Raw genomic sequence first — 19214 nt, 5'->3', positions numbered from 1 at the left:
CCGGGTCAGTCGCGCCCGCCGCCGGACCCGTAGCCCGAGCCGTATCCCCCGTATCCGTCGCCGTACCCGGAGCCCCCGTAGCCGTCCCACGAGCCCCCGGACGAGTCCGGGCGGCCGCCCCACGAGCAGGCGGAGGGGTCGTACGAGCAGGACGCCGTGGCGGAGTCCGACGAGGAGGGCGTCGGGCTCGCGGTGGTCGGGGGGGCGGACGGCGTCGGCGTCTTCACCGCCTCGGGCGTCGGGCTCGGCGCCGGGGCGTCCGAAAACGTGCTGTCGGCGCCCCAGTTGACGAACTGCATCTGCGGGTCGGGCCGCGAGGTGTCGATCACCCAGCGCTGGGCGGCGCTGTTCACCCGGTTCTTCAGGACGAGGGCGCCCGATCCGTCGGTGGCGGCGGGCGCCAGCGCGAGGTTCTGACCCGAACGCGGGACGAGCGTGCCCTGGAGCGTGAAGTCGTACCGGACGTTCTCGGGGTCCGGCTGGGAGGCGCCCGCGCACGGGGCCAGCCGCACCGAGAAGCCCAGGCGGGAGTCGAGGCACAGATCGGCGTTCGCGGCGCTGCGCACCAGCCCGTCCGGCTCGTACGACCACTGCTGGCCGGCCTCGGAGGAGCAGGCGGCGAGCTCGGTCTCGGCGCCGCTGACGGCCTTGGCGCCGACGATGCCGATGCACAGCCCGGAGGCCACGTTGTGCAGACGGCCGCGCAGGGTGCCCTGGGCGTCCTCGCCCACGTCGACCCAGGACGGGTCGGAGGTGGCCGTGTCCGTCCCCTGGGCCGGGGTCGTCGCCGACCCGCTGCCGGCGGTCGGTGCGGTTCCGTCTCCGGAGCCGACGGCGGCCCACACGCCGATCGGCAGCACGACCAGCCCGCTCACGGTCAGCACGGCGGCGGCGAGGTTGCGGCGGCGGGCCCGGCGGGCCGCCTTCTGGGCCGACCGGCTGGCTCCGGGGCGGGAGTCCGCCCCGGCGACGGTTCCGGCGCGTGCGGCGGCGCCCCGCGGCCCGATGCGGGCGATCACCCCCGCGCGCAGGCCGGCGCGGGGGCCGGTCTCGGCTCCGGCTCCGGATCCTGCAGGGGCAGGAGCAGGGGCCGGGGCCGGGGTCCCGTCGGTGAAGGCCTCGCCGGAGTAGCTCCGGGGCCGCTCGGCGGAGGTCTCGACGGACTCGCCGTCGCCGGCCATCCTCACCTCCACATAGGCCGCGGCCGCCCAGCCCAGGATGCCCTCGGCCAGGGCAGCGCCGAGCACGCCCTCGAACTGCCGCAGCTGGTCGGCGGTGTGCAGGCAGTGGCGGCACCGCTCCAGGTGACCGCGCAGATCGGGGTCGAGGTCGGCGCCGCCGCGACGGCAGGTGACGTCCAGCAGCCGGTCGTAGCGGTGGCACTCGTCGTCGGTGGCGAGTTCGCGGTGCACCTGGAGGCACTCCTCGCGGAGCCGCTCACGGGCCCGGCGCAGTTCGACCCGGGCGCCCTCCTCCTCGAGACCCAGCAGTCCGGCCGGGACGGCCAGGGGCTCGGCCTCGACCTCGATGTGCCAGAGCAGGCAGCGCGCGGACTGGGGCAGCCGCTGGAACGCCCGGGACAGGATGCGCCGGTTCAGCGGCGGCAGCAGCCGGGCGGCGGCGCGGTCGCCGTCCTCGCTCTCGGAGCGCAGCGCCGGATGCAGCAGGTCACGGCGGCCGTCGGCGTCCCATTCGCCGGCGATGCGGCGCACGGTCACCAGCAGATGGGGACGCCACGCGGCGGTCGGGCCGTTCTGCCGCAGGCTCTCGCCGAACAGCCGGGTGAAGGCGGCCGTGGTGAGCATGCCCGCCGCGCGCTCGCCGTCGGTGCACAGCCGCGCGTAGGCGAAAGCGGCAGCCCAGTGGCGGTCCAGCAGCTCACCGACGGGATGCAGTGCAGGTGACGCTCCCGTCCACTTCTTCAGCTCGGAGCTGAGCTGTTCGTCCGTCGCGTCGAAGCGGCGAGCCGAAGGGGAATTCGACAGGCCTGCGTCATTCACGGTCTGCATTCCTTCCGGGGGCATGCGGCATAAAGTCCATACCAACGGGTATGCGATCCCGCCCGCGAAGCGGGATCGACTCGCACAGGGTTCGGCACCTCGGACGTCCGCGGGGGGTACCGCTCTTTTGAAGCGTGGGGGGTGTGAACGGGAGGTGTCTCGCGCGCACCGGGAAAATCGTTGTCCGTGCGCCGACAGGGCTCACCTTTGCACAGCCGGAGGAGGCGGAACAAGAGATCTCGCGGTTTCGTGCATTGCGTTTGAGCCGAATAATTTTGACGAAACGTCAACCGCGGAACCCCTGTGGGGTGGTCGCGGTATCGGTGTCCCATTTGGTGCCCCTTTTCCACGTGCCTTTCCGGACGGGAATTGCCGCCCGCATTCCGTCCCGGTAGGCGCCCGGCGGTGTGCCGTGCCGGGCCCGGAAGACCCGGCTGAAGTGGAACGCGCTCGCGAAACCCGAGGCGGACGCCACGCGCTCCACGGACAGGTCGGTGCCCTCCAGCAGCCGGGCGGCGTGGTCCAGTCGGGTCTCGAGCAGGGCCCGCATCGGGGAGCGGCCGACCTGCTCGGTGAAGAGATGGGCGAAGCGCGAGGGCGACAGTGAGACCTCGGCGGCGAGCGAGCGGACGGTGTGCGGGGCGCCGGGATCCGCCGCCATCCGCGCCTGTGCCCGCCGCACCCGGTCGTCGAGGCCGGGCGGGGCGGTGGGCGGCCGGGCCGAGGCGGCCGCCAGCAGCACCGCCTCCTCCAGCCCGCACAGGGCGAGTTCGCGGGCCGCGGCGCCCTGGGCCACCACGATCCCCAGGTCCCCGGCCGGCGGGTCGGCGCCGGTCCACCGGGCGTCGGCGTGCCTCCGGCGCCAGGCTCCCTCCATCCGGTCGTGCAGGGCGGCCGGGACGGGACCCACGGCGTACAGACCGTCGGGAGCGCCACCGGCGCCGTAGGGGCGGAGCCAGGGCGTCCAGGAGGGCCGGGCCTGGCAGTGCGCCCACCAGAACCGCCAGTGCCGGGCGCCGGGTTCGACGGCGTAGGAGTGGGGGACGCCCGGCGCGAGCACCACCAGGTCCCCGGCGCCCGCCCGTACCTCGCCGGCCCCCTGCCGCACCCGGCCGGACCCGCCCGTCGTCCAGGTGAGCAGCCAACTGTCGGAGCCGTGGGGGCGGTTGACGCCGTACGCGGCGTCCTCGTCGAAGTGACCGACCACCACCAGGCCGGGCGGCGGGGACGGATCCGCGGGCCCGGCAGTCCTGGGCAGGTCGTCAGCACGCACGGGCATCCTCCCGGGGGGTGCGTCGGCCTAGCGTGGCGGGTCGGGAGCAGTGGACCGAGGAGGGCAACGTATGACCGTCATGGACACCGGCGCCACCGGGGCGCCCGCCCTGACCCGCGCGGGGCTGCGGCAGTACCGGGAGGACGGCTTCACCGTCGTACGCGGGCTGTTCGGGCGCGACGAGGTGGACCGGCTGTGCGCCGAGTTCACCGAGCTGCACGCGGCGGGGCGTCCGGTGCCCGGCCACTTCGAGCCGCGCCCCGGCTCGGCCGACCCGCTGCACGCGTACCCGAGGGTGATGCATCCGCACGAGATCAGTTCCCTCGCCCGGCAGGTGCTGCTGGACGCACGGCTGCGGGACGTGCTGGAGGAACTGCTCGGCGAGGAGGTGCTGGCCGCGCAGAGCATGTTCTATTTCAAGCCGCCGGGCGCCCGGGGTCAGGCGCTGCACCAGGACAACTTCTATCTGCGGGTCGAGCCGGGCACGTGTGTGGCGGCCTGGCTGGCCTGTGACGTGATCGACCGGGACAACGGGGGCTGGAGGTCGTGCCCGGCACCCACCGGATGGGGCTGTTCTGTCCCGAGGAGGCCGACGCGGAGGTGTCGTTCGCGCGCGAGTACGTGCCGCCGCCGCCCGGGCCGGCCGCGGTGCCGGTCGACATGGCGCCGGGTGACGTGCTGTTCTTCAACGGCAGCCTGGTGCACGGGTCGGGGCCGAACGCGAGCGGGGAGCGGTTCCGGCGGTCGTTCATCGGGCACTACGCCGGACGGTCGGCGCGGCGCATCGGGCAGTACTACCGGACGGTGTCGATGAGCGGTGAGCGGGTGCGGCTGGCGGTCAGCGAGGGGGCGGGTCCCTGCGGTACCGCGTTCGCACCGCGAGGCCCGCACTAGCGCTCCGCCCGCCCCATGGCCGCTCGGCCGCCGGTGCGCGGGGGGGGCGTCGCCCGGCCCGGCCGGGTCACGTGGTCCCCCGGGCCGGTGACGGGACGCCCTCAGTGGCCGGCGATCGGGTGGGGCCGGTAGGGCTCCTCCAGTTCCGCCAACTCCTTTTCGGTCAGGACCAGTTCGGTGGCCGCCACCGCGTCGTCCAGGTGGTGCGGCCGCGCGGCTCCGATGATCGGGGCGGTCACCGTGGGCCGGTGGAGGAGCCAGGCGAGGGCGACGCGGGCGCGCGGGACGCCCCGCTCGGCGGCGATGCGGGTGACCGCCTCCACGGTGTCGCGGTCGCCCTCCTGGTAGAGGGAGCCGCCGAAGCCGTCCGTGGCGCTGCGGCCGGTCTCGGTGCCCCAGTCGCGGGTGAGGCGGCCGCGCGCCAGCGGGCTCCACGGCAGTACGCCGACGCCCTGGTCCGCGCAGAGCGGCAGCATCTCCCGCTCCTCCTCGCGGTAGAGGAGGTTGTAGTGGTTCTGCATCGACACGAACCTGGTCCAGCCGTGCCGTTCGGCCGTGTACTGCATCTTGGAGAACTGCCAGGCGTACATCGAACTCGCCCCGATGTAGCGGACCTTGCCCGCCTTCACCAGGTCGTGCAGCGCCTCCATCGTCTCCTCGACCGGGGTGTGCGGGTCGAAGCGGTGGATCTGGTACAGGTCGACGTGGTCGGTGCCGAGGCGGCGCAGACTGTGGTCGATCTCGGACAGGATCGCCTTGCGGGACAGTCCGGCGCCGTTGGGTCCCGGCCGCATCCGGCCGTTCACCTTCGTCGCGAGCACGATCTCGTCGCGCCGGGCGAAGTCGCGCAGGGCCCGGCCGACGATCTCCTCGCTGGTGCCGTCGGAGTAGACGTTCGCGGTGTCGAAGAAGGTGATGCCCGCGTCCAGGGCCTGCCGGATGAGCGGGCGGGACGCCTCCTCGTCGAGGGTCCATTCGTGCGCGCCCCGGTCGGGGAGTCCGTAGGTCATGCAGCCCAGGCAGATCCGGGACACGTCCAGACCCGTCGAACCGAGCTTCACGTACTGCATCGCAACCGCTCCTGACGTCGGTGGGGGTACGGAAGGGGAGCGTACGTCGGCCCGAGCGGCTCGACGCCGCGGTCGCCCGGGCGCGGGACCGGCCGGGCGGGGCGGGACGGCCCCGCCTGCCGCCCCTCGGCCCTGCGGCGGACGTCACCGCGCGCGGTTCATCCGATCAGGTCCAGCGCCCGTTCCCAGTCGCACTCCTCGCCCCGGGCACGGTCGTACGCCTCCCCGAAGCGGACGCCCATGCCGCGCAGCCGTATCAGACTGTCCTGGTAGGCGGGGTGGCCCGCGAGGGTCTCGTTCACACAGGGCAGGACCCCGATCGGGACGCCCAGCCCGCCGGCCTCGCACAGGGTGCCCAGGGCGAGGGTGTCGGCGATGCCCGCCGCCCACTTGTTGATGGTGTTGAAGGTGGCCGGGGCGACGAGGACCGCGTCGGGGTCGGGGAACGGCCGCGGGTCGCCGGGACGCCGCCAGGCGGAGCGGATCGGGCGCCCGGTCCGCTCCTCCACGGCGGCGGTGTCGAAGAAGCCGTTCATGGCGTGCGGGGTCGCGATGACGCCCACGCGCCATTCCCTCTCCTGGGCGGCGGCGATCAGCCTGCCGACGTCCGCGGCGATGCCGGCGGCGCAGACCACGACGTAGAGGAAGGGCGGCTGTTCGTCCTGTTCGGTCACCCGCGCACCCTACTCAAGCGGGAAGGACAGCCCTCGTTCGGCCTCGGGGCGCGGCCCGAGGATACGGCGGTCCGCCTCGTCGATCGGCACGTTCTCGATGCTCGCCTCGCGGCGGGTCATCAGCCCGTGCTCGTCGAACTCCCACAGTTCGTTGCCGTAGCTGCGCCAGAACTGCCCGGCGTCGTCGCGCGACTCGTACTGGAAGCGGACGGCGATGCGGTGGCCGTCGTGGGCCCAGAGGTCCTTGCGCAGCGCGTACTCGTGCTCGCGGGCCCACTTGGCGGTGAGGAACTCGACGATCGCGGCGCGGCCGGTGAGGAACGTGTCGCGGTTGCGCCAGACCGAGTCCTCGGAGTAGGCGAGGGCGACCTGGTGCGGGTCACGGGTGTTCCAGGCGTCCTCGGCGGCCTGGACCTTGCGGGCCGCGGTCTCCCGGGTGAAGGGCGGCAGGGGTGGACGGGCGTCCGGCACGACGTCTCCTGACTCTCGGTGTGCACTGCAGAGAACGATCGTTCTCCGTCTTGGCTGCTAACGTAGAGAACGCACGTTCTCCCGTCAAGCAGTCACGAACCCGAGGAGTGGTGGTCGCCCATGGACAGCGCAACGGCCCGTGAGCAGGCGCTCGACGCCGCGGAGAAGCTGTTCTACGGGCGGGGTGTGCAGACCGTCGGGATGGACGACCTCCGGGGCGCCTCGGGCGTGTCGCTCAAGCGCCTGTACCAGCTGTTCCCGGCCAAGGAGCAGCTGGTGGAGGCCTATCTGGAGCGGCGGGACGTGCGCTGGCGCGGGCAGCTCACGGAGTACGTGGCCCGGCAAGAGGACCCGCGGGAACGGATCCTGGCCGTCTTCGACCGGCTGGCGGAATGGTTCGGCGAGCCGGACTTCCGCGGCTGCGCCTGGATCAACGCCTACGGCGAGCTGGGCGCGACCTCGGAGCGGGTCACCCGTCAAGTACGGTCCCACAAGCGGGCGTTCCGTGAGTACCTCGGGGGGCTCGTGGCCGATGCGGGGCTGCCCGAGGCGCTCACCGGCCCGCTGTTCCTGCTCGCGGAGGGCGCGATGGTGACCGCCGGGATCGACGGCGGCGGCGCCGCCCCGGCGCGCGAGGCACGCGAGGCGGCGCGGCTGCTGCTGGGGGGTCCTCGGTCCTCGTGACCGTCCGTGCGCCTCGGGCCGCCGTCGCGCGTCCCGGGACGTACGCGCACGCCGCACGACGCAGGACAGCCGAAGAGGATGCCCGGTGCGGGCGCGGACCGCGGGACGACGTGAGCCCTGCCGCCCGGCGGTCGCGCCGCGTTCCGGGGGCGGGCCTCACCCCGCCGTGCCGGACACCTTGATCGCGCCGACCGGACAGGCTCGCGCCGCCTCCCGGACCATCGGGTCGCCGCCGCCGTCCTCCCGGCCGGGCAGCAGGGTGCTGAAGCCGTCGTCGTCCTGGGTGAAGACGCCCGGGGCGGCCAGCGCGCACTGGCCGGCGCCGATGCAGACGTCCGTGTCGATGTGAATGTCCGTCACGCGTGCCCCCTCACCAGGTGACGGGGAGTTCCAGCATCCCCTGGATCGTGTCGCCGGGCTTCCAGCGGACCTCGTCGTCGGGGACGGCCGGCCGCAGACCCGGCAGCCGTTCCAGGAGGGCGCCCAGGGCGATCTCCAGCTCCGCCCGGGCCAGGTTCTGCCCGAGGCACTGGTGGACGCCGAAGCCGAACGCCACGTGGTGGCGGGCGGAGCGGTGCCAGTCGAGGGTGTCGGGTTCCGGGTAGACGTCGTCGTCCCGGTTGATCACGGAGGTCGAGAAGACCACCCCCTCGCCCGCCCGGATCGTGGTCCCGGCGACCTCGACGTCCTCGGTGGCCTGCCGCAGCAGTCCGTCCGCGATGGACAGCAGCCGCATCAGCTCCTCGACGGCCGCCGGCAGCTGCGACGGGTCGGCCCGCAGTTCGGCCAGGCGCTCGGGGTGGCGGAGCAGGGTGTAGGTACCCAGCGAGATCATGTTGGCGGTCGTCTCGTGGCCCGCGACCAGCAGGATGGTGGCGAGCGCGATCGCCTCCTCCCGGTCCACCGCACCCTCGCGCACCTGCTCGTGGACCAGGGCGTCGAGGACGCCGTCGCCGGACGGCGCCGCCAGCTTCCGGTCGATGAGCGCGCCGAGGTAGGCGTGGAGCCGGTCGCGGGCCACCCGCACCTCCTCCGGCGCCCGGCTGCGCAGCAGCCGCCGCGACTGCTCCTCGAAGAACTCGTGGTCGGCGTACGGCACTCCGAGCAGTTCGCAGATCACGGTGGACGGCACGGGCAGGGCGAAGGCGTTCACGAGATCCGCGGGCGGCCCCTGTGCGAGCATCGCGTCGATGCGCTCGTCGACGATCCGTCGGATGGCCGGGCGCAGGGCGGTGGCCCGTTTGAGGGTGAAGTCGGCTACCAGCAGCCGGCGTTGGGCGTGGTGCTCGGGGTCGTCGACGTTGAGCAGGGCCGCACGGCTGTCGCGCAGCGCCGTGAAACGGGGCGAGGTCGCCGGGTAGCCGGGGCGGGTGCGGTCGGTCGACAGGCGGGGGTCGGCGAGCAGGGCGCGGGCCGCCTCGTGCCCGGTGACCAGCCAGGCGACCCGGCCGTCGTAGAGGGTGACGCGGGCCAGCGGACGGGAGTCGCGCAGGGAGGCGTAGCCGGGGGGCGGCTGGTAGGGGCAGGTGCGGTCCTGGGGGAAGGCGACGGGAGCCGGACCGGGGCCCGGGCCCGCCGCGGCCGTCGCGCTCGTCAGGTCCGGCGGGTTCGTCAGGTCCGGCGCGTTCGTGGTGTCCGTCATGGGTGACCTCGCAGACGAAGGATGCGTCATGCCGATCTTCATTAGATGCCCCGGGCACCTATACGGCGACGCGCAGTTCGGCCAGATCGACCAATGGGGCGATTCGGCCGGAATCATTCGCTCCGACGGTCCGCCACCGGGACGGCGACGGAAAAACCGGTTGCCGCCTGCGGGCCGCCACCCGCAGGATCCGGCCATGTCCACTTTCGACGCCCTCCTGCCGCTGACGCCCGCCACCGCCCTCCCGGCGCGCGGCCGACAGCAGCCCGGCCGTCCCCGGAGGCGCGACGCCGCGCGACCGTGACGGCCGCGCTCGTCGCGGGTCTGGTCGCGGGCTACGGCATCGCCGTACCCGTCGGCGCGGTCGCGACCTACCTCGTCTCCCTCACCGCCCGCACCACCCTGCGCACCGGTGTGTGCGCCGCACTCGGCGTCGCCCTCGCGGACGGCCTCTACGCCCTGGTCGCCACGGTCGGCGGCGCCGCCGTCGCCGCCGTGCTGCGGCCGGTGCTGACACCACTGCGCTGGGCTTCGGCGCTGGTCCTGCTGGCGCTCGCGGCACGCGGCGCGCTGGCGGCCCTGGCGCAGCACCGGGCCCGGCGGCTCAGCACCCGCTCCACACCTCCCCCGCCGAGCCCGGCCCGGGCGTTCCTGAACCTGCTCGGCATCACCCTCCTCAACCCGACGACCGTGGTCTACTTCGCCGCGCTGGTCCTCGGCGGCGGCGCCACCGGGTCCGTACGGCCCCTGGAGCAGGGGGTGTTCGTACTGGCGGCCTTCCTCGCGTCCGCGAGCTGGCAGGTGTCGCTGGCCGGCGGCGGCGCGCTGCTGGGCCGGCTGCTCACCGGCCACCGGGGGCGGCTGGTGACGGCGCTGGTGTCGAGCGCGGTGATGACGGTGCTGGCCGTGCGGATGGTGGCCTGACGAGGCCTGTCCGACGGATGAATCCCGCGGCCACCGGTGTTGCAGGAAGATACGAGTCGGACGTACGTGACGCGAAGGACGCGGCGCGATGACGAAGGGGACGGATCACATGCCTCTCGAAGGCGAGTACGAGGCCAGCCCGGAGCAGTGGGTGCGCGAACAGGTGGAGCAGTACGAGCGTTCCGGCGGCACCGAGGGGACGACGCTGCGGGACACGGGGCTGCCCGTCATCCTGCTGACGACCCGGGGCGCGAAGAGCGGGAAGATCCGCAAGACGCCGCTGATGCGGGTCGAGCACGACGGCCGGTACGCCCTGGTCGCCTCGCAGGGCGGCGCGCCCAAGCACCCCGTCTGGTATCACAACGTCAAGGCCGACGCCCGGGTGGAGCTGCAGGACGGGCCCCGCAAACAGGACATGACGGCCCGTGAGGTCACCGGCGCCGAGAAGGCCGAGTGGTGGGAACGCGCTGTCGCCGCGTTCCCGCCGTATGCCGATTACCAGAAGAAGACGGACCGGGAGATCCCCGTGTTCGTCGTGGAGCCCGCCGACCGCAGCTGAGCGCGCCTCCGCCGGGCTCGGAGCGACACCTTCAGAGCCCGGCGGCGGGCGTCCCTCCGAGCCGGAAGGGCGTCGCCCCGGCCCCCGGAGGGCGTCGCTCCGGGGGCGGTTCGAGCGGCCGTCGAGGATTTCTCGAGGGCTCCGTAGAAAAATCTGTCACGGACAAGCATGACGGTGCCTCCACCGGGCACCCGACTGTCAGGCCCCGCCGCGTTCCCCCGTCGCGGCGGGGCTTTCCCCTGCCTCGCGCGCGCCGCGGTCGGTCACGTCCAGGAAGATCTGGTCCGCCTCGGGCACCGTCGACGCGATCGAGCGCTTGATCCGTACCGCGATCTCCTCGACCCGCTCGCTGTCCAGGCCCGGCATGAGGTCGACGCGAGCCGCCACCAGGGCCGCGTCGAGGCCCATCTTCATCGTGAACAGCGCTTCCACGCTGTCGATCTCGGGCTGGGCGTCGAGCAGCGCGCGGATCCGTGCCCCGGTCTCCGGGTCGGCGGCCTCGCCGATGAGCTGGTCGCGGGCCTCGCGCCCCAGTCGGTAGGCGACGTAGACGAGCAGCGCGCCGATGGCCAGCGAGGCGGAGGCCTCCCACACCACCTGCCCGGTCACCATGTGCAGGACCATGCCGATCGCCGCCAGGGTGACGCCGAGCACGGCCGTGCCGTCCTCGGCCACGACCGTGCGCAGGGCCGGGTCGCGCATGCCCGCTGCGGCGCCGCCCTGCTTGCGGACCTGGTGCAGGGCCCGCAGCAGGGAGACGCCCTCGGCGACGAAGGCGACGCCGAGCACGACCAGGCCCACCACATAGCCGCTGAGCTCCTCGTCGACGCCCGACCGCAGCGCCTCGACGCCCTGGAAGAAGGAGAAGCAGCCGCCCATGACGAAGATGCCCACGGCGGCCAGCAGCGACCAGAAGAAGCGCTCCTTGCCGTAGCCGAAGGGGTGCCGGGCGTCGGCCGGACGCCGGCTGCGGTGCAGCGCGGCGAGGAGGAAGACCTCGTTCAGACTGTCGGCCACGGAGTGCGCCGCCTCCGACAGCAGCGCGGGCGAGCCCGCGAACAGTCCGCCCACGGCCTTGGCGACGGCGATCACCAGGTTGGCGGCGAGCGCCACCAGGACGGTGACGCGGGTCCTGCGGTCGTCCTTCGACGCGGTGCCGTTCTCTCCTCCCCCTCGCGCCTTCTCCTCGGCCGTCCTCTCGTCGTGCGATCCGGTGTTCCGTACGGCGGTCCCCGCGGGGCTGCGCTCTGAAGATGTCCCTGTCACCTCCGCCGAATGCCCGGGCCGGTCGGGCTCATACCGTGCCGTCGGCGGAAATCGGGGAACGCGTTCACCAGGACATGCACGAGCACGACAGGCACCGGACCATGTGAAGGCGGCGGGAGGAACCATGAGCGGCGGGGGCGACGGCAACAGCGCGTACGGCCACAAGGCGTTCCAGCGGTCCAGGAGCCACTTCACCGACCGGATCACCGCGGACGGCCGGGACGGCTGGCCCGTGACGGAGGGCCGTTACCGGCTGGTGGTCAGCCGTGCCTGCCCGTGGGCGAGCCGGGCGGTGATCTCCCGGCGCCTGCTGGGTCTGGAGGACGCGCTGCCGATGGCGGTCGCCGACCCGATCCAGGACGACCGCAGCTGGCGCTTCACCCTCGACCCGGAGGGCCGCGACCCGGTCCTCGGCATCCGCTTCCTCGCCGAGGCGTACGACCGACGCGAGCGCGACCACGGGGACGGCGTCAGCGTGCCGGCGATCGTGGACGTGCCCAGCGGCGCGCTGGTGACGAACGACTACCAGCAGCTCACCCTGGACCTCGCGACCGAGTGGACGGCCCTGCACCGGCCCGGCGCACCCGAGCTCTACCCGGACCGGCTGCGCGACGAGATCGACTCGGTCATGGCCGACGTCTACGAGGACGTCAACAACGGGGTGTACCGGGCGGGGTTCGCCACGGAGCAGGGCGAGTACGAGGAGGCGTGCGCGGGTGTGTTCCGGCGGCTGGAGCGGCTGGCGACCCGACTGGCCGGGCAGCGCTACCTGGTGGGCGACACGATCACCGAGGCGGACATCCGGCTGTTCACCACACTCGTGCGTTTCGACGCCGTCTATCACGGCCACTTCAAATGCAACCGCTGGAAGGTGACGGAGAACCCGGTCCTGTGGGCGTACGCCCGGGATCTGTTCCAGACGCCCGGCTTCGGTGACACGGTCGACTTCGATCACATCAAGCGGCACTACTACCAGGTGCACACCGGCATCAACCCGACCCGGATCGTCCCTCTCGGCCCGGACCCGGCCGGCTGGCACGCCCCCCACCACCGCGAGGAACTCGGCGGCCGTCCGTTCGGCACCGGGACGCCTCCCGGTCCGGTCCGCGCCGGCGAGGAGGTTCCGGCGCGGGGCCGGCCCTGAGACCCCCATCCACGCACCATCGGAAGAAGGAGTGAGACACACGTGGTCAAGAAGAGGAAACTCCCCCTTGTCTACAAGCCCGTCGGTTTCGTGCTCGGCTGGGCCAGCGGCGCCCTGGCGGGAGCCGCGTTCCGCAAGGCGTGGAAGGCGATCCGGCACGAGGACGACGCACCGGACGCCCTGGACCGGGACCGCGGCTGGGGCGAGATCCTGCTGGCCGCGGCGGTGCAGGGCGCGATCTTCGCGGCGGTCCGCAGCGCCGCGGACCGCACCGGCGCCAAGGCGATCGAACGCTCCACGGGGGTGTGGCCCGCCCAGGACAAGGGCGGCCGCGACTGAGCGGCCCGCCCGGGTCCGGCCGCGGCCCGCGGTGATCCGGTGGCGCCCCCGCGGGCTCCGCCGGGCCGCCGGCCGCGGCATCCCGGCCCGGCCCTTCCCGGCGCAGTGCGGGCGGGGGCCGGGCCGCTCCCGTGTCCGGGTGCCGTACCGGGCTTCAGCCCTGCTTCGGAGCCCTGGAAGGCTCGAGGCGGATGGTGAAGGAGTGGCCGGACGGGTCGGAGTAGCCGCGCTCCTCGTGCGGTCCCGGGGCGCCCTTGGTCTCCAGGGGGCGGCCGCCCAGGCCGACGACCCTGCGCTCCACCTCGTCGAGGTCGTCGACGAGGAAGTCCAGGTGTGCCTGAAAGGAGTTCTCGGGGCGGGGCCAGCTCGGCGGGGTCGCGTTCACGTCGCGCCGGAAGGCCAGCCGGGTCCCGTCGGCGCCCCTGATCTCCACGCGGTTGGCGGACGCGACGATCTCCTCCGCGTCCAGCAGCTCCTTGTAGAACTCGGCGAGCTTCTCGGGCTCGGCACAGTCGAGCACCAGGACGCCCGCTTTCACCATGGCCATGTGATCGTCTCCTCCGCGAGATCCGGACCGGGGCGGGCGCGTCCCGCCCCCGGACCTTGCGGATACCCCGGTTTCAGTCGGGCACCAGCCACGCCCCGTCCCGCATCAGCTCCCGGCCCGGGATCTCGCCCGCCGTCCGCCAGGCCTGGATCCGGCCGGGCAGGACCCGGAAGTACAGGTAGGGCGCGGCCAGTTCGCGCGGGTCGAAGCCGGTCTTGCCGGCGAAGATCTCGGCGTCCTCCTCCGGCAGTTCGACCGGTGGCACGGCCACGGCGGTGCCCTCGATCATGACGACGTCCTGGGTCGGACCGACGGCGATGCGCGCGACACCGGTGGCCAGCAGATTGCGTCCGGTGGGGCTGGTGGCGGGCGTGGCGAAGAGCAGGGTCGCGCCGTCCCAGACGAAGGAGAGCGGGACCAGGTAGGGGGCCGCGCCGTCCTCGGCGGCGGTGGCGACCCACGCGTCGACGTCGTGTTCCAGCCGGTGGAGGGTGTCGGCCTTGCGCTGCCGCGCGGGGCGTGCGGGTGGTGGCGTCATGGTTCCAGTCTGGTCGTCGCCGCCCGTTTCGCACCAAGAGTCCCGTGCCGGGGGCCGCGTATCCCCCCCCAGCGGCTGGACTTCTTGGACAGGTGTCCCGTTATAGTGGACACCTGTCCAAGAAACTGAGGGAGACCATGGAGATCCTGGCGAACGTGCTGGTCGCGCTGGTGGCCGCGCTGCATCTCTACATCCTGGTGATGGAGATGTTCCTGTGGCAGAAGAAGCCGGGGATGTCGTTCCACGGTCTGGACGCGGAGATGGCGCGGCGAACCGCCGCGCTGGCCGCCAACCAGGGCCTCTACAACGGCTTCCTCGCGGCGGGCCTGGTGTGGGGGCTGAGCGCATCCGACCCCACCGGGTTCCGGGCTCAGGTGTTCTTCCTGTCCTGCGTGATCGTGGCCGGCGTGTACGGCGCCGCCACGGCGAACCGCCGGATCCTGGTCGCCCAGGCACTGCCCGGCGCGCTCGCTCTCGCCGCCGTCCTGATCGCGCAGTGACCCGCGCCGAGCCCGAGGACCCGCGCGCGGCCCGCACCCGGGCGAGGCTGCGCGCGGCGTTGCTCGCGGAGTGCGCCGAACGGCCGCTGGAGGAGGTCGGCGTCGCCGCGCTGGTGCGGCGGGCCGGGGTCGGCCGGGCCACCTTCTACGTGCACTACCCCGACCTGGAGGCGCTCGCGGTCGACGCCTGCGCGGACGTCGTGCGCGAGGCCGTGGAGGCGCTGCACGCCTGGCGGGGCCGGCCCGACCCGGTACGGGCGCCGGCCGCGCTCGCCGAGTTCTTCGCCTCGCTGACGCCGCACGCCGCGCTGTACCGCACCCTGCTGACGCCGGGCGGCGGCGGACCGCTGGGCCGCGTGCTGCACCGGGATCTGCGGGCCTACAGCCTGCGGGAGCGGGAGCTGGCCGGCGCGGCGGACGCGCCCCTGGTCGCCTCGGCCGTCGCCGCGACCTTCGCGGGGGTGCTGGCGGACTGGCTGCACGGCGACCTCGACGGCACCCCCGGCGAGATCGCCGACCAGGTGTGGCAGCTGCTGGTCGCGCTGCACGCCAGCCGCTGACCGGCGGTCACCTGCAGGCCACCGGCTCCTTCGCCAGCGGCCAGGCCTCGACGCCGTCGGAGGTGCGCACGTACGCCGTCGAGGCGTCGTCCGTCAGCCACAACCGCCAGTCGCCGTGCCGGTACCCGGTGTCGTGGGCGCCGGCCGGCATCGCGGTGTCGCCGTCGTACGGCGAGGTCAGCTGGTCCTCCTCGATCACGCCCTCGGGGTCGCGGACGTACTGCCGGTGGTCCTCGCCCCGGCCCGTCCCCAGGAAGTGCGCCGTCTGCCAGCCGCAGTGCTCGGCGCCGGGGTAGCTGGTCAGCGTCGTGGTGGCGACCCGCTCGCCTCGCCCGTCGGTCCAGATCTCCGGTCCGCCCGGGTCGGTGACGCTCGCGGGGAGTTCGGCCGGATCGCAGGAGGCGTTGGTCTCCGGGCCCCAGCCCGGCCGCTCCTCCTGGTCGCGGGCGACGACGACCGCGATCTTCGTCCGGCCGTCCACGTCGTACGAGAACAGCACCCGGTCCGCCTCCGCGCGCTCCACCCGGAAGCCGGCGTGCGGGCCCACCGGGTCGAACAGGTCGAAGTAGAGCCGCAGTCCCTCCTCCGGCGTGTCACCGCCGTCGCCCTCGCTCCAGCCGTCCGGCCCGCCGCCCCAGGAGATCTCCCCCTCGCACTCCAGCGCGCGGCCCGCGGCGCCGGACGCGACGCGCAGGGCCTCCGGCGTGCTCTCGTCCAGCTCCTTCGTGGCGAGGTACAGCGGACCGGCGTAGGGCGTCGCCGGGGGCGTCCCCTCGACGACCACGTCCCGCTCGTCCCCGGCGCCGCATCCCACGGCCACCGCCATCACCAGCAGTGCCGACACCACGAACCGTCCGCGCATACCCGCCCCCGTCTCCGTCCCTCGGCCGCCCGTTCGCGTCCGCTCCTGTGACGCGGCGGAGGTCCACAACGTTCAGCGGGCCGTCTGGAACGTCCTGCGGTACGCCTGGGGCGAGACGCCGATGGCCGCGTGCAGGTGCTGGCGCAGGGAGGCGCCGGTGGCGAAGCCGACCCGCCCGGCGATCTGGTCGACGGAGAGGTCACTGGCCTCCAGCAGGTGCCGGGCGTGCACCACGCGCTGCTGGATCAGCCAGCGGCCGGGGCTGACGCCCACCTCGTCGTGGAAGCGGCGGGCGAAGGTGCGCGGGCTCATCCGGGCGTGCGCGGCGAGGTCGGCGAGCGCCAGGGGCTCGCCGAGGCGTCCCAGGGCCCAGGCGCGGGTGGCCGCCGTGCTGGCCGCGCCGGTCTCGGGAACGGGCTGTTCGATGTACTGCGCCTGGCCGCCGTCACGGAACGGCGGGACCACGCAGCGGCGGGCCACCTTGTTGGCGAGTTCGCTGCCGTGGTCCTTGCGGACGAGGTGCAGACAGATGTCGACCCCGGAGGCGGCGCCCGCCGAGGTCAGCACCCGGCCGTCGTCGACGAACAGGACGTCCGGGTCGAGCTCGACCTGCGGATACATCCGGCCGAACGCCTCGGCGACCTGCCAGTGGGTGGTGGCCCGGCGGCCGTCGAGGAGACCGGCGGCGGCGAGGACGAACGCGGCGGTGCAGATGGAGACGATGCGCGCGGCGGGGCGGATCCGGGCGAGCGCCCCGGCGACCCCGTCCGGCAGTTCGGCGGTGATCCAGTCGGACGCCACCGGGGCGACGACGACCGTGTCGGCCGTGGCCAGCACCTCGGGACCGTGCTGCACGCCGACGGTGAAGTCCGCGTTGGTCTGGACGGGTCCGCCGTCGACCGAGCAGGTCAGGATCTCGTAGTGGCCGTCGGCCGCGCCGAGGATCCGGCTCGGGATGCCGAGTTCGAAGGGGTAGACGCCGTCGAGGGCGAGGACGACCACCCGGTGCTTGCGCTGCTGTGCCTGCATGGCACGATCCTATCGAAGCTTGGCAATCTTGCCATTTCCCGGTCGGGCGCGGCCCGGCAGGCTGGTTCACCATGAGCACTGTGAACACCATGCACGTCATCAGCCAGAACGCCCTCGGCGGTCCCGAGGTCCTCGAGGAGCGGGAAGTGGACCGGCCCGCGCCGCGTCCGAACGAGGTACTGGTCCGGGTCCGGGCCGCCGGCGTCAACCCGACCGACTGGAAGCACCGCGCCACGGGCGGCTTCCTGGGCGAGCCGCCCTTCGTCCTGGGCTGGGACCTCTCCGGGACCGTGGAGGCGGTCGGCATCGGCGTGGCGGCCTTCGCCCCCGGCGACGAGGTCTTCGGCATGCTGCCCTACCCCTACGGCCACGGCTCGCACGCCGAGTACGCCATCGCCCCGGTCCGCGCCCTGTGGCACAAGCCGGCCGGGATCGACCACGTCCAGGCGGCCGCGCTGCCGCTGGTCTCACTGACCGCGTGGCAGGCCCTGGTCGAGAACGCCGGCCTGGAGGCCGGGCAGCGGGTCCTGATCCACGCGGCCGCCGGCGGCGTGGGCCATGTCGCCGTACAGATCGCCAAGGCGCGCGGCGCGTACGTGATCGGCACGGCCAGCGCGGGCAAGCACGACTTCCTGCGGGAGCTCGGCGTCGACGAGGTGATCGACTACCGGGAGGAGGACTTCACTGAGGCCGTGAAGGACGTCGACGTGGTCCTGGACACGCTGGGCGGGGACACGTCCGTGCGCTCCCTGCGGGTGCTGCGGCCGGGCGGGATCGTGGTGTCGATCCTGCCGGTGGGGTCGAACGAGTTCCACGAGGAGGCGGAGCGGCTCGGCGTCCGGGCGGTGCGGATGCTCGTCGACGCCGACCGGGCCGGGATGCGGACGGTCGCCGAACTGGTCGGGGCGGGGAAGCTGCGCGCCACGATCGCCGGGACCTTCCCGCTGGCCGACGCCGCCGAGGCGCACGCGCTCGGCGACACCGGCCGCACCACCGGGAAGCTGGTCCTGACCGTCGGCTGACGAGTCGTCAGAACAGCGGGACTGGCTTGATGGTCCTGCCCTCGGTCATGTCCCGCACCGCCCGGTCGATGTCCGCGAACGGACAGGTGCCGATCAGGCGGTCCAGCGGGAGCCGCCCCGCCTTCACCAGCTCGACCAGAGCCGGGACGAAGGACCGGGTCTCGCTGTCGCCGAGGGTGAGCCCGACGAACCGCTTGCCGCCCAGCAGCCCGTTGACGTCCAGGGCGACCTCACTGCCGAAGGGCGGTGCGCCCACGACGACGAGCGTGCCGCGGGCGGCGAGCGCGTCGACGCCCCGGCGCAGCACGGCGGTGTCGCCCGTGGTCTCCACGATGCCGTCGGCGCCGCGGCCGCCGGTGATCTCGGCGACCGCCTCGCCCGTCACGCCCTCGCCCGCGTCGACGGTGTGGGTCGCCCCCAACTCCTCGGCCGGCCGGAGCCGTTCGGCGACCCGGTCGACCGCGATGATCGTGGTGGCCGGGGTGAGGGCGGCCGCCATGACCGCCGACAGGCCGACGGCGCCCGCGCCGAGGACGACGACCGTGCCGCCGGTCACCGGCCTCAGCACGTATCAGCCGGCCCGGGACTCCTTCGTGACCGCCCAGTCCATCGCCGACCTGGTGCGCTCCCTGGAGACCCGCGGCCTCGTCCGCCGCGAACGCGATCCGCGCAACCGGCGCGAGCTGCTGATCCTGCTCACCGCGGAGGCGCGCGAGCCGCTCGACCGGCACGCCGGGCCGGTGCGGGAGCTGGAGGAGCGCATGGTGCGCGAGCTCACCGCACACCGGACGGAGCAGTTGCGCACCGCGCTCTCCAAGGCACGGCACGCCCTGTCCTAGCTGTACTGACCCGTGAGGTTGGGGACGCGGCTGGCGGGTGGTTGGCCTTTCAGCGCGGTGTGTCCGCGGTGGTGATTGTAGGTGTGCAGCCATCCGGGGAAGGCCTCGCGTCGTTGCTGTTCTGAGCGGTAGGGGCGGGCGTAGGCCCATTCGTCGAGCAGGGTGCGGTTGAAGCGTTCGACCTTGCCGTTTGTCTGGGGCCGGTAGGGCCGGGTTCGCTTGTGGGCGATCCCGGCCGCCGCGAGAGCGTCGCGCCACTCGCGTGAGCGGTAGCAGGAGCCGTTGTCGGTGAGGACGCGCTCGACGGTGATCCCGGCCTGGGTGAAGTATGCCTGGGCGCGGGTCCAGAAACCGGTGGCGGTCTCCTTCTTCTCATC

At 73.6% G+C, this 19214-nt stretch carries 23 protein-coding genes and 2 pseudogenes; 11 read left to right on the top strand and 14 right to left on the bottom strand.

Annotation, left to right across the window (positions count from 1 at the left end; all coding sequences use genetic code 11):
- Positions 1 to 5 precede the first annotated feature (5 nt).
- Together J2X68_RS12190 and J2X68_RS12185 are read right to left on the bottom strand one after the other, a co-directional pair.
- On the bottom strand, positions 6 to 2009 hold the full coding sequence (locus J2X68_RS12190) for an RICIN domain-containing protein (protein WP_310432503.1): 2004 nt from the start codon (positions 2007 to 2009) through the stop codon (positions 6 to 8).
- Positions 2010 to 2286: 277 nt separating this feature from the next.
- Positions 2287 to 3279, bottom strand: a complete 993-nt coding sequence (locus tag J2X68_RS12185; protein ID WP_310432502.1) for a helix-turn-helix domain-containing protein — start codon at positions 3277 to 3279, stop codon at positions 2287 to 2289.
- Between the two features lie 64 nt (positions 3280 to 3343).
- Between J2X68_RS12185 and J2X68_RS12180 the strand changes: the two are divergent.
- Positions 3344 to 4167, top strand: a pseudogene (locus J2X68_RS12180) (phytanoyl-CoA dioxygenase family protein).
- Positions 4168 to 4268: 101 nt separating this feature from the next.
- On the opposite strand, the gene J2X68_RS12175 reads toward J2X68_RS12180, so the two are convergent.
- The 3 genes from J2X68_RS12175 to J2X68_RS12165 all read right to left on the bottom strand — a co-directional run bounded on the left by J2X68_RS12175 (position 4269) and on the right by J2X68_RS12165 (position 6382).
- Positions 4269 to 5237, bottom strand: a complete 969-nt coding sequence (locus J2X68_RS12175) for an aldo/keto reductase (protein WP_310432501.1) — start codon at positions 5235 to 5237, stop codon at positions 4269 to 4271.
- A 158-nt stretch (positions 5238 to 5395) separates the two neighbouring features.
- Entirely contained in the window at positions 5396 to 5911 is a 516-nt protein-coding gene (locus tag J2X68_RS12170) for a flavoprotein (RefSeq protein ID WP_310432500.1), read from the bottom strand.
- A gap of 9 nt (positions 5912 to 5920) precedes the next feature.
- Positions 5921 to 6382, bottom strand: a complete 462-nt coding sequence (locus J2X68_RS12165; RefSeq protein ID WP_310432499.1) for a nuclear transport factor 2 family protein — start codon at positions 6380 to 6382, stop codon at positions 5921 to 5923.
- Between the two features lie 120 nt (positions 6383 to 6502).
- On the opposite strand from J2X68_RS12165, the gene J2X68_RS12160 reads away from it, so the two are divergent.
- Complete coding sequence (locus J2X68_RS12160; protein ID WP_310432498.1) at positions 6503 to 7066, top strand: TetR/AcrR family transcriptional regulator; 564 nt, start codon at positions 6503 to 6505, stop codon at positions 7064 to 7066.
- A gap of 156 nt (positions 7067 to 7222) precedes the next feature.
- Here the strand turns inward: J2X68_RS12160 and J2X68_RS12155 are convergent, their stop codons facing one another.
- Both J2X68_RS12155 and J2X68_RS12150 read right to left on the bottom strand, forming a co-directional pair.
- On the bottom strand, positions 7223 to 7426 hold the full coding sequence (locus J2X68_RS12155; RefSeq protein WP_310432497.1) for a ferredoxin: 204 nt from the start codon (positions 7424 to 7426) through the stop codon (positions 7223 to 7225).
- Between the two features lie 10 nt (positions 7427 to 7436).
- Positions 7437 to 8708, bottom strand: coding sequence for a cytochrome P450 (locus J2X68_RS12150; RefSeq protein WP_310432496.1), 1272 nt, complete (start codon positions 8706 to 8708; stop codon positions 7437 to 7439).
- Positions 8709 to 8736: 28 nt separating this feature from the next.
- Between J2X68_RS12150 and J2X68_RS12145 the strand changes: the two genes are divergently transcribed.
- The 3 genes from J2X68_RS12145 to J2X68_RS12135 all read left to right on the top strand — a co-directional run bounded on the left by J2X68_RS12145 (position 8737) and on the right by J2X68_RS12135 (position 10191).
- On the top strand, positions 8737 to 9012 hold the full coding sequence (locus J2X68_RS12145) for a hypothetical protein (RefSeq protein ID WP_310432495.1): 276 nt from the start codon (positions 8737 to 8739) through the stop codon (positions 9010 to 9012).
- Entirely contained in the window at positions 9009 to 9632 is a 624-nt protein-coding gene (locus J2X68_RS12140; protein ID WP_310432494.1) for a LysE family transporter, read from the top strand. The genes J2X68_RS12145 and J2X68_RS12140 overlap by 4 nt, the downstream gene beginning before the upstream one ends.
- A 109-nt stretch (positions 9633 to 9741) precedes the next feature.
- Entirely contained in the window at positions 9742 to 10191 is a 450-nt protein-coding gene (locus J2X68_RS12135) for a nitroreductase family deazaflavin-dependent oxidoreductase (protein ID WP_310432493.1), read from the top strand.
- 198 nt (positions 10192 to 10389) lie between these two features.
- Here the strand turns inward: J2X68_RS12135 and J2X68_RS12130 are convergent, their stop codons facing one another.
- A complete protein-coding gene (locus J2X68_RS12130) occupies positions 10390 to 11457 on the bottom strand; it encodes a cation diffusion facilitator family transporter (RefSeq protein WP_310432492.1) in 1068 nt (355 codons plus the stop codon).
- Positions 11458 to 11581: 124 nt separating this feature from the next.
- On the opposite strand from J2X68_RS12130, the gene J2X68_RS12125 reads away from it, so the two are divergent.
- Complete coding sequence (locus tag J2X68_RS12125; RefSeq protein WP_310432491.1) at positions 11582 to 12601, top strand: glutathione S-transferase C-terminal domain-containing protein; 1020 nt, start codon at positions 11582 to 11584, stop codon at positions 12599 to 12601.
- 42 nt (positions 12602 to 12643) lie between these two features.
- Entirely contained in the window at positions 12644 to 12940 is a 297-nt protein-coding gene (locus J2X68_RS12120; protein ID WP_310432490.1) for a DUF4235 domain-containing protein, read from the top strand.
- Positions 12941 to 13094: 154 nt separating this feature from the next.
- Here J2X68_RS12120 and J2X68_RS12115 read toward each other — a convergent pair whose 3' ends face one another.
- Together J2X68_RS12115 and J2X68_RS12110 are read right to left on the bottom strand one after the other, a co-directional pair.
- Positions 13095 to 13487 (bottom strand): VOC family protein, encoded by a 393-nt coding sequence (locus J2X68_RS12115; protein WP_310432489.1) that lies wholly within the window; start codon positions 13485 to 13487, stop codon positions 13095 to 13097.
- A 73-nt stretch (positions 13488 to 13560) separates the two neighbouring features.
- Complete coding sequence (locus J2X68_RS12110; protein ID WP_310432488.1) at positions 13561 to 14025, bottom strand: pyridoxamine 5'-phosphate oxidase family protein; 465 nt, start codon at positions 14023 to 14025, stop codon at positions 13561 to 13563.
- 137 nt (positions 14026 to 14162) lie between these two features.
- Between J2X68_RS12110 and J2X68_RS12105 the strand changes: the two genes are divergently transcribed.
- Positions 14163 to 14525, top strand: a complete 363-nt coding sequence (locus J2X68_RS12105) for a DUF1304 domain-containing protein (protein ID WP_310432487.1) — start codon at positions 14163 to 14165, stop codon at positions 14523 to 14525.
- Positions 14522 to 15085: a TetR/AcrR family transcriptional regulator gene (locus tag J2X68_RS12100; protein ID WP_310432486.1), complete on the top strand. Its 564-nt coding sequence runs from the start codon at positions 14522 to 14524 to the stop codon at positions 15083 to 15085. The genes J2X68_RS12105 and J2X68_RS12100 overlap by 4 nt, the downstream gene beginning before the upstream one ends.
- A 7-nt stretch (positions 15086 to 15092) precedes the next feature.
- On the opposite strand, the gene J2X68_RS12095 is transcribed toward J2X68_RS12100, so the two are convergent.
- Both J2X68_RS12095 and J2X68_RS12090 read right to left on the bottom strand, forming a co-directional pair.
- The gene (locus J2X68_RS12095; protein WP_310432485.1) at positions 15093 to 15947 is read right to left on the bottom strand and encodes a hypothetical protein; all 855 of its coding nucleotides are present in this window, start codon (positions 15945 to 15947) and stop codon (positions 15093 to 15095) included.
- 72 nt (positions 15948 to 16019) lie between these two features.
- Positions 16020 to 16976: a helix-turn-helix domain-containing protein gene (locus J2X68_RS12090; protein ID WP_310432484.1), complete on the bottom strand. Its 957-nt coding sequence runs from the start codon at positions 16974 to 16976 to the stop codon at positions 16020 to 16022.
- Between the two features lie 71 nt (positions 16977 to 17047).
- Here J2X68_RS12090 and J2X68_RS12085 point away from each other — a divergent pair, with 71 nt between their 5' ends.
- Positions 17048 to 17998, top strand: a complete 951-nt coding sequence (locus tag J2X68_RS12085; RefSeq protein WP_310432483.1) for an NADP-dependent oxidoreductase — start codon at positions 17048 to 17050, stop codon at positions 17996 to 17998.
- Between the two features lie 7 nt (positions 17999 to 18005).
- Here J2X68_RS12085 and J2X68_RS12080 read toward each other — a convergent pair.
- Positions 18006 to 18566, bottom strand: a pseudogene (locus tag J2X68_RS12080) (zinc-binding dehydrogenase); the annotation flags it as partial.
- Here J2X68_RS12080 and J2X68_RS12075 point away from each other — a divergent pair.
- Positions 18463 to 18837: a MarR family transcriptional regulator gene (locus J2X68_RS12075; protein WP_399039778.1), complete on the top strand. Its 375-nt coding sequence runs from the start codon at positions 18463 to 18465 to the stop codon at positions 18835 to 18837. The pseudogene J2X68_RS12080 and the gene J2X68_RS12075 sit on opposite strands and share 104 nt — an antisense overlap.
- Here J2X68_RS12075 and J2X68_RS12070 read toward each other — a convergent pair.
- Positions 18834 to 19214: integrase core domain-containing protein (locus J2X68_RS12070; protein WP_310432482.1), on the bottom strand; the 381-nt coding region annotated here is incomplete at its 5' end. The genes J2X68_RS12075 and J2X68_RS12070 overlap by 4 nt on opposite strands.

It is taken from the genome of Streptomyces sp. 3330 (assembly GCF_031456635.1).
GTDB lineage: Bacteria > Actinomycetota > Actinomycetes > Streptomycetales > Streptomycetaceae > Streptomyces.
Note: the sequence above shows the minus strand (reverse complement) of the source record. Positions and strands in the feature narration are given on the sequence as shown.

What these genes read in the sequence shown, in the direction of transcription:
- J2X68_RS12190 (WP_310432503.1), bottom strand. Translation starts at nt 2,009, where the DNA reads ATGCAGACCGTGAATGACGCAGGCCTGTCGAATTCCCCTTCGGCTCGC.
- J2X68_RS12185 (WP_310432502.1), bottom strand. Translation starts at nt 3,279, where the DNA reads ATGCCCGTGCGTGCTGACGACCTGCCCAGGACTGCCGGGCCCGCGGAT.
- J2X68_RS12175 (WP_310432501.1), bottom strand. Translation starts at nt 5,237, where the DNA reads ATGCAGTACGTGAAGCTCGGTTCGACGGGTCTGGACGTGTCCCGGATC.
- J2X68_RS12160 (WP_310432498.1), top strand. Translation starts at nt 6,503, where the DNA reads ATGGACAGCGCAACGGCCCGTGAGCAGGCGCTCGACGCCGCGGAGAAG.
- J2X68_RS12150 (WP_310432496.1), bottom strand. Translation starts at nt 8,708, where the DNA reads ATGACGGACACCACGAACGCGCCGGACCTGACGAACCCGCCGGACCTG.
- J2X68_RS12145 (WP_310432495.1), top strand. Translation starts at nt 8,737, where the DNA reads ATGCCGATCTTCATTAGATGCCCCGGGCACCTATACGGCGACGCGCAG.
- J2X68_RS12135 (WP_310432493.1), top strand. Translation starts at nt 9,742, where the DNA reads ATGCCTCTCGAAGGCGAGTACGAGGCCAGCCCGGAGCAGTGGGTGCGC.
- J2X68_RS12125 (WP_310432491.1), top strand. Translation starts at nt 11,582, where the DNA reads ATGAGCGGCGGGGGCGACGGCAACAGCGCGTACGGCCACAAGGCGTTC.
- J2X68_RS12115 (WP_310432489.1), bottom strand. Translation starts at nt 13,487, where the DNA reads ATGGCCATGGTGAAAGCGGGCGTCCTGGTGCTCGACTGTGCCGAGCCC.
- J2X68_RS12110 (WP_310432488.1), bottom strand. Translation starts at nt 14,025, where the DNA reads ATGACGCCACCACCCGCACGCCCCGCGCGGCAGCGCAAGGCCGACACC.
- J2X68_RS12105 (WP_310432487.1), top strand. Translation starts at nt 14,163, where the DNA reads ATGGAGATCCTGGCGAACGTGCTGGTCGCGCTGGTGGCCGCGCTGCAT.
- J2X68_RS12095 (WP_310432485.1), bottom strand. Translation starts at nt 15,947, where the DNA reads ATGCGCGGACGGTTCGTGGTGTCGGCACTGCTGGTGATGGCGGTGGCC.
- J2X68_RS12090 (WP_310432484.1), bottom strand. Translation starts at nt 16,976, where the DNA reads ATGCAGGCACAGCAGCGCAAGCACCGGGTGGTCGTCCTCGCCCTCGAC.
- J2X68_RS12085 (WP_310432483.1), top strand. Translation starts at nt 17,048, where the DNA reads ATGAGCACTGTGAACACCATGCACGTCATCAGCCAGAACGCCCTCGGC.
- J2X68_RS12075 (WP_399039778.1), top strand. Translation starts at nt 18,463, where the DNA reads ATGATCGTGGTGGCCGGGGTGAGGGCGGCCGCCATGACCGCCGACAGG.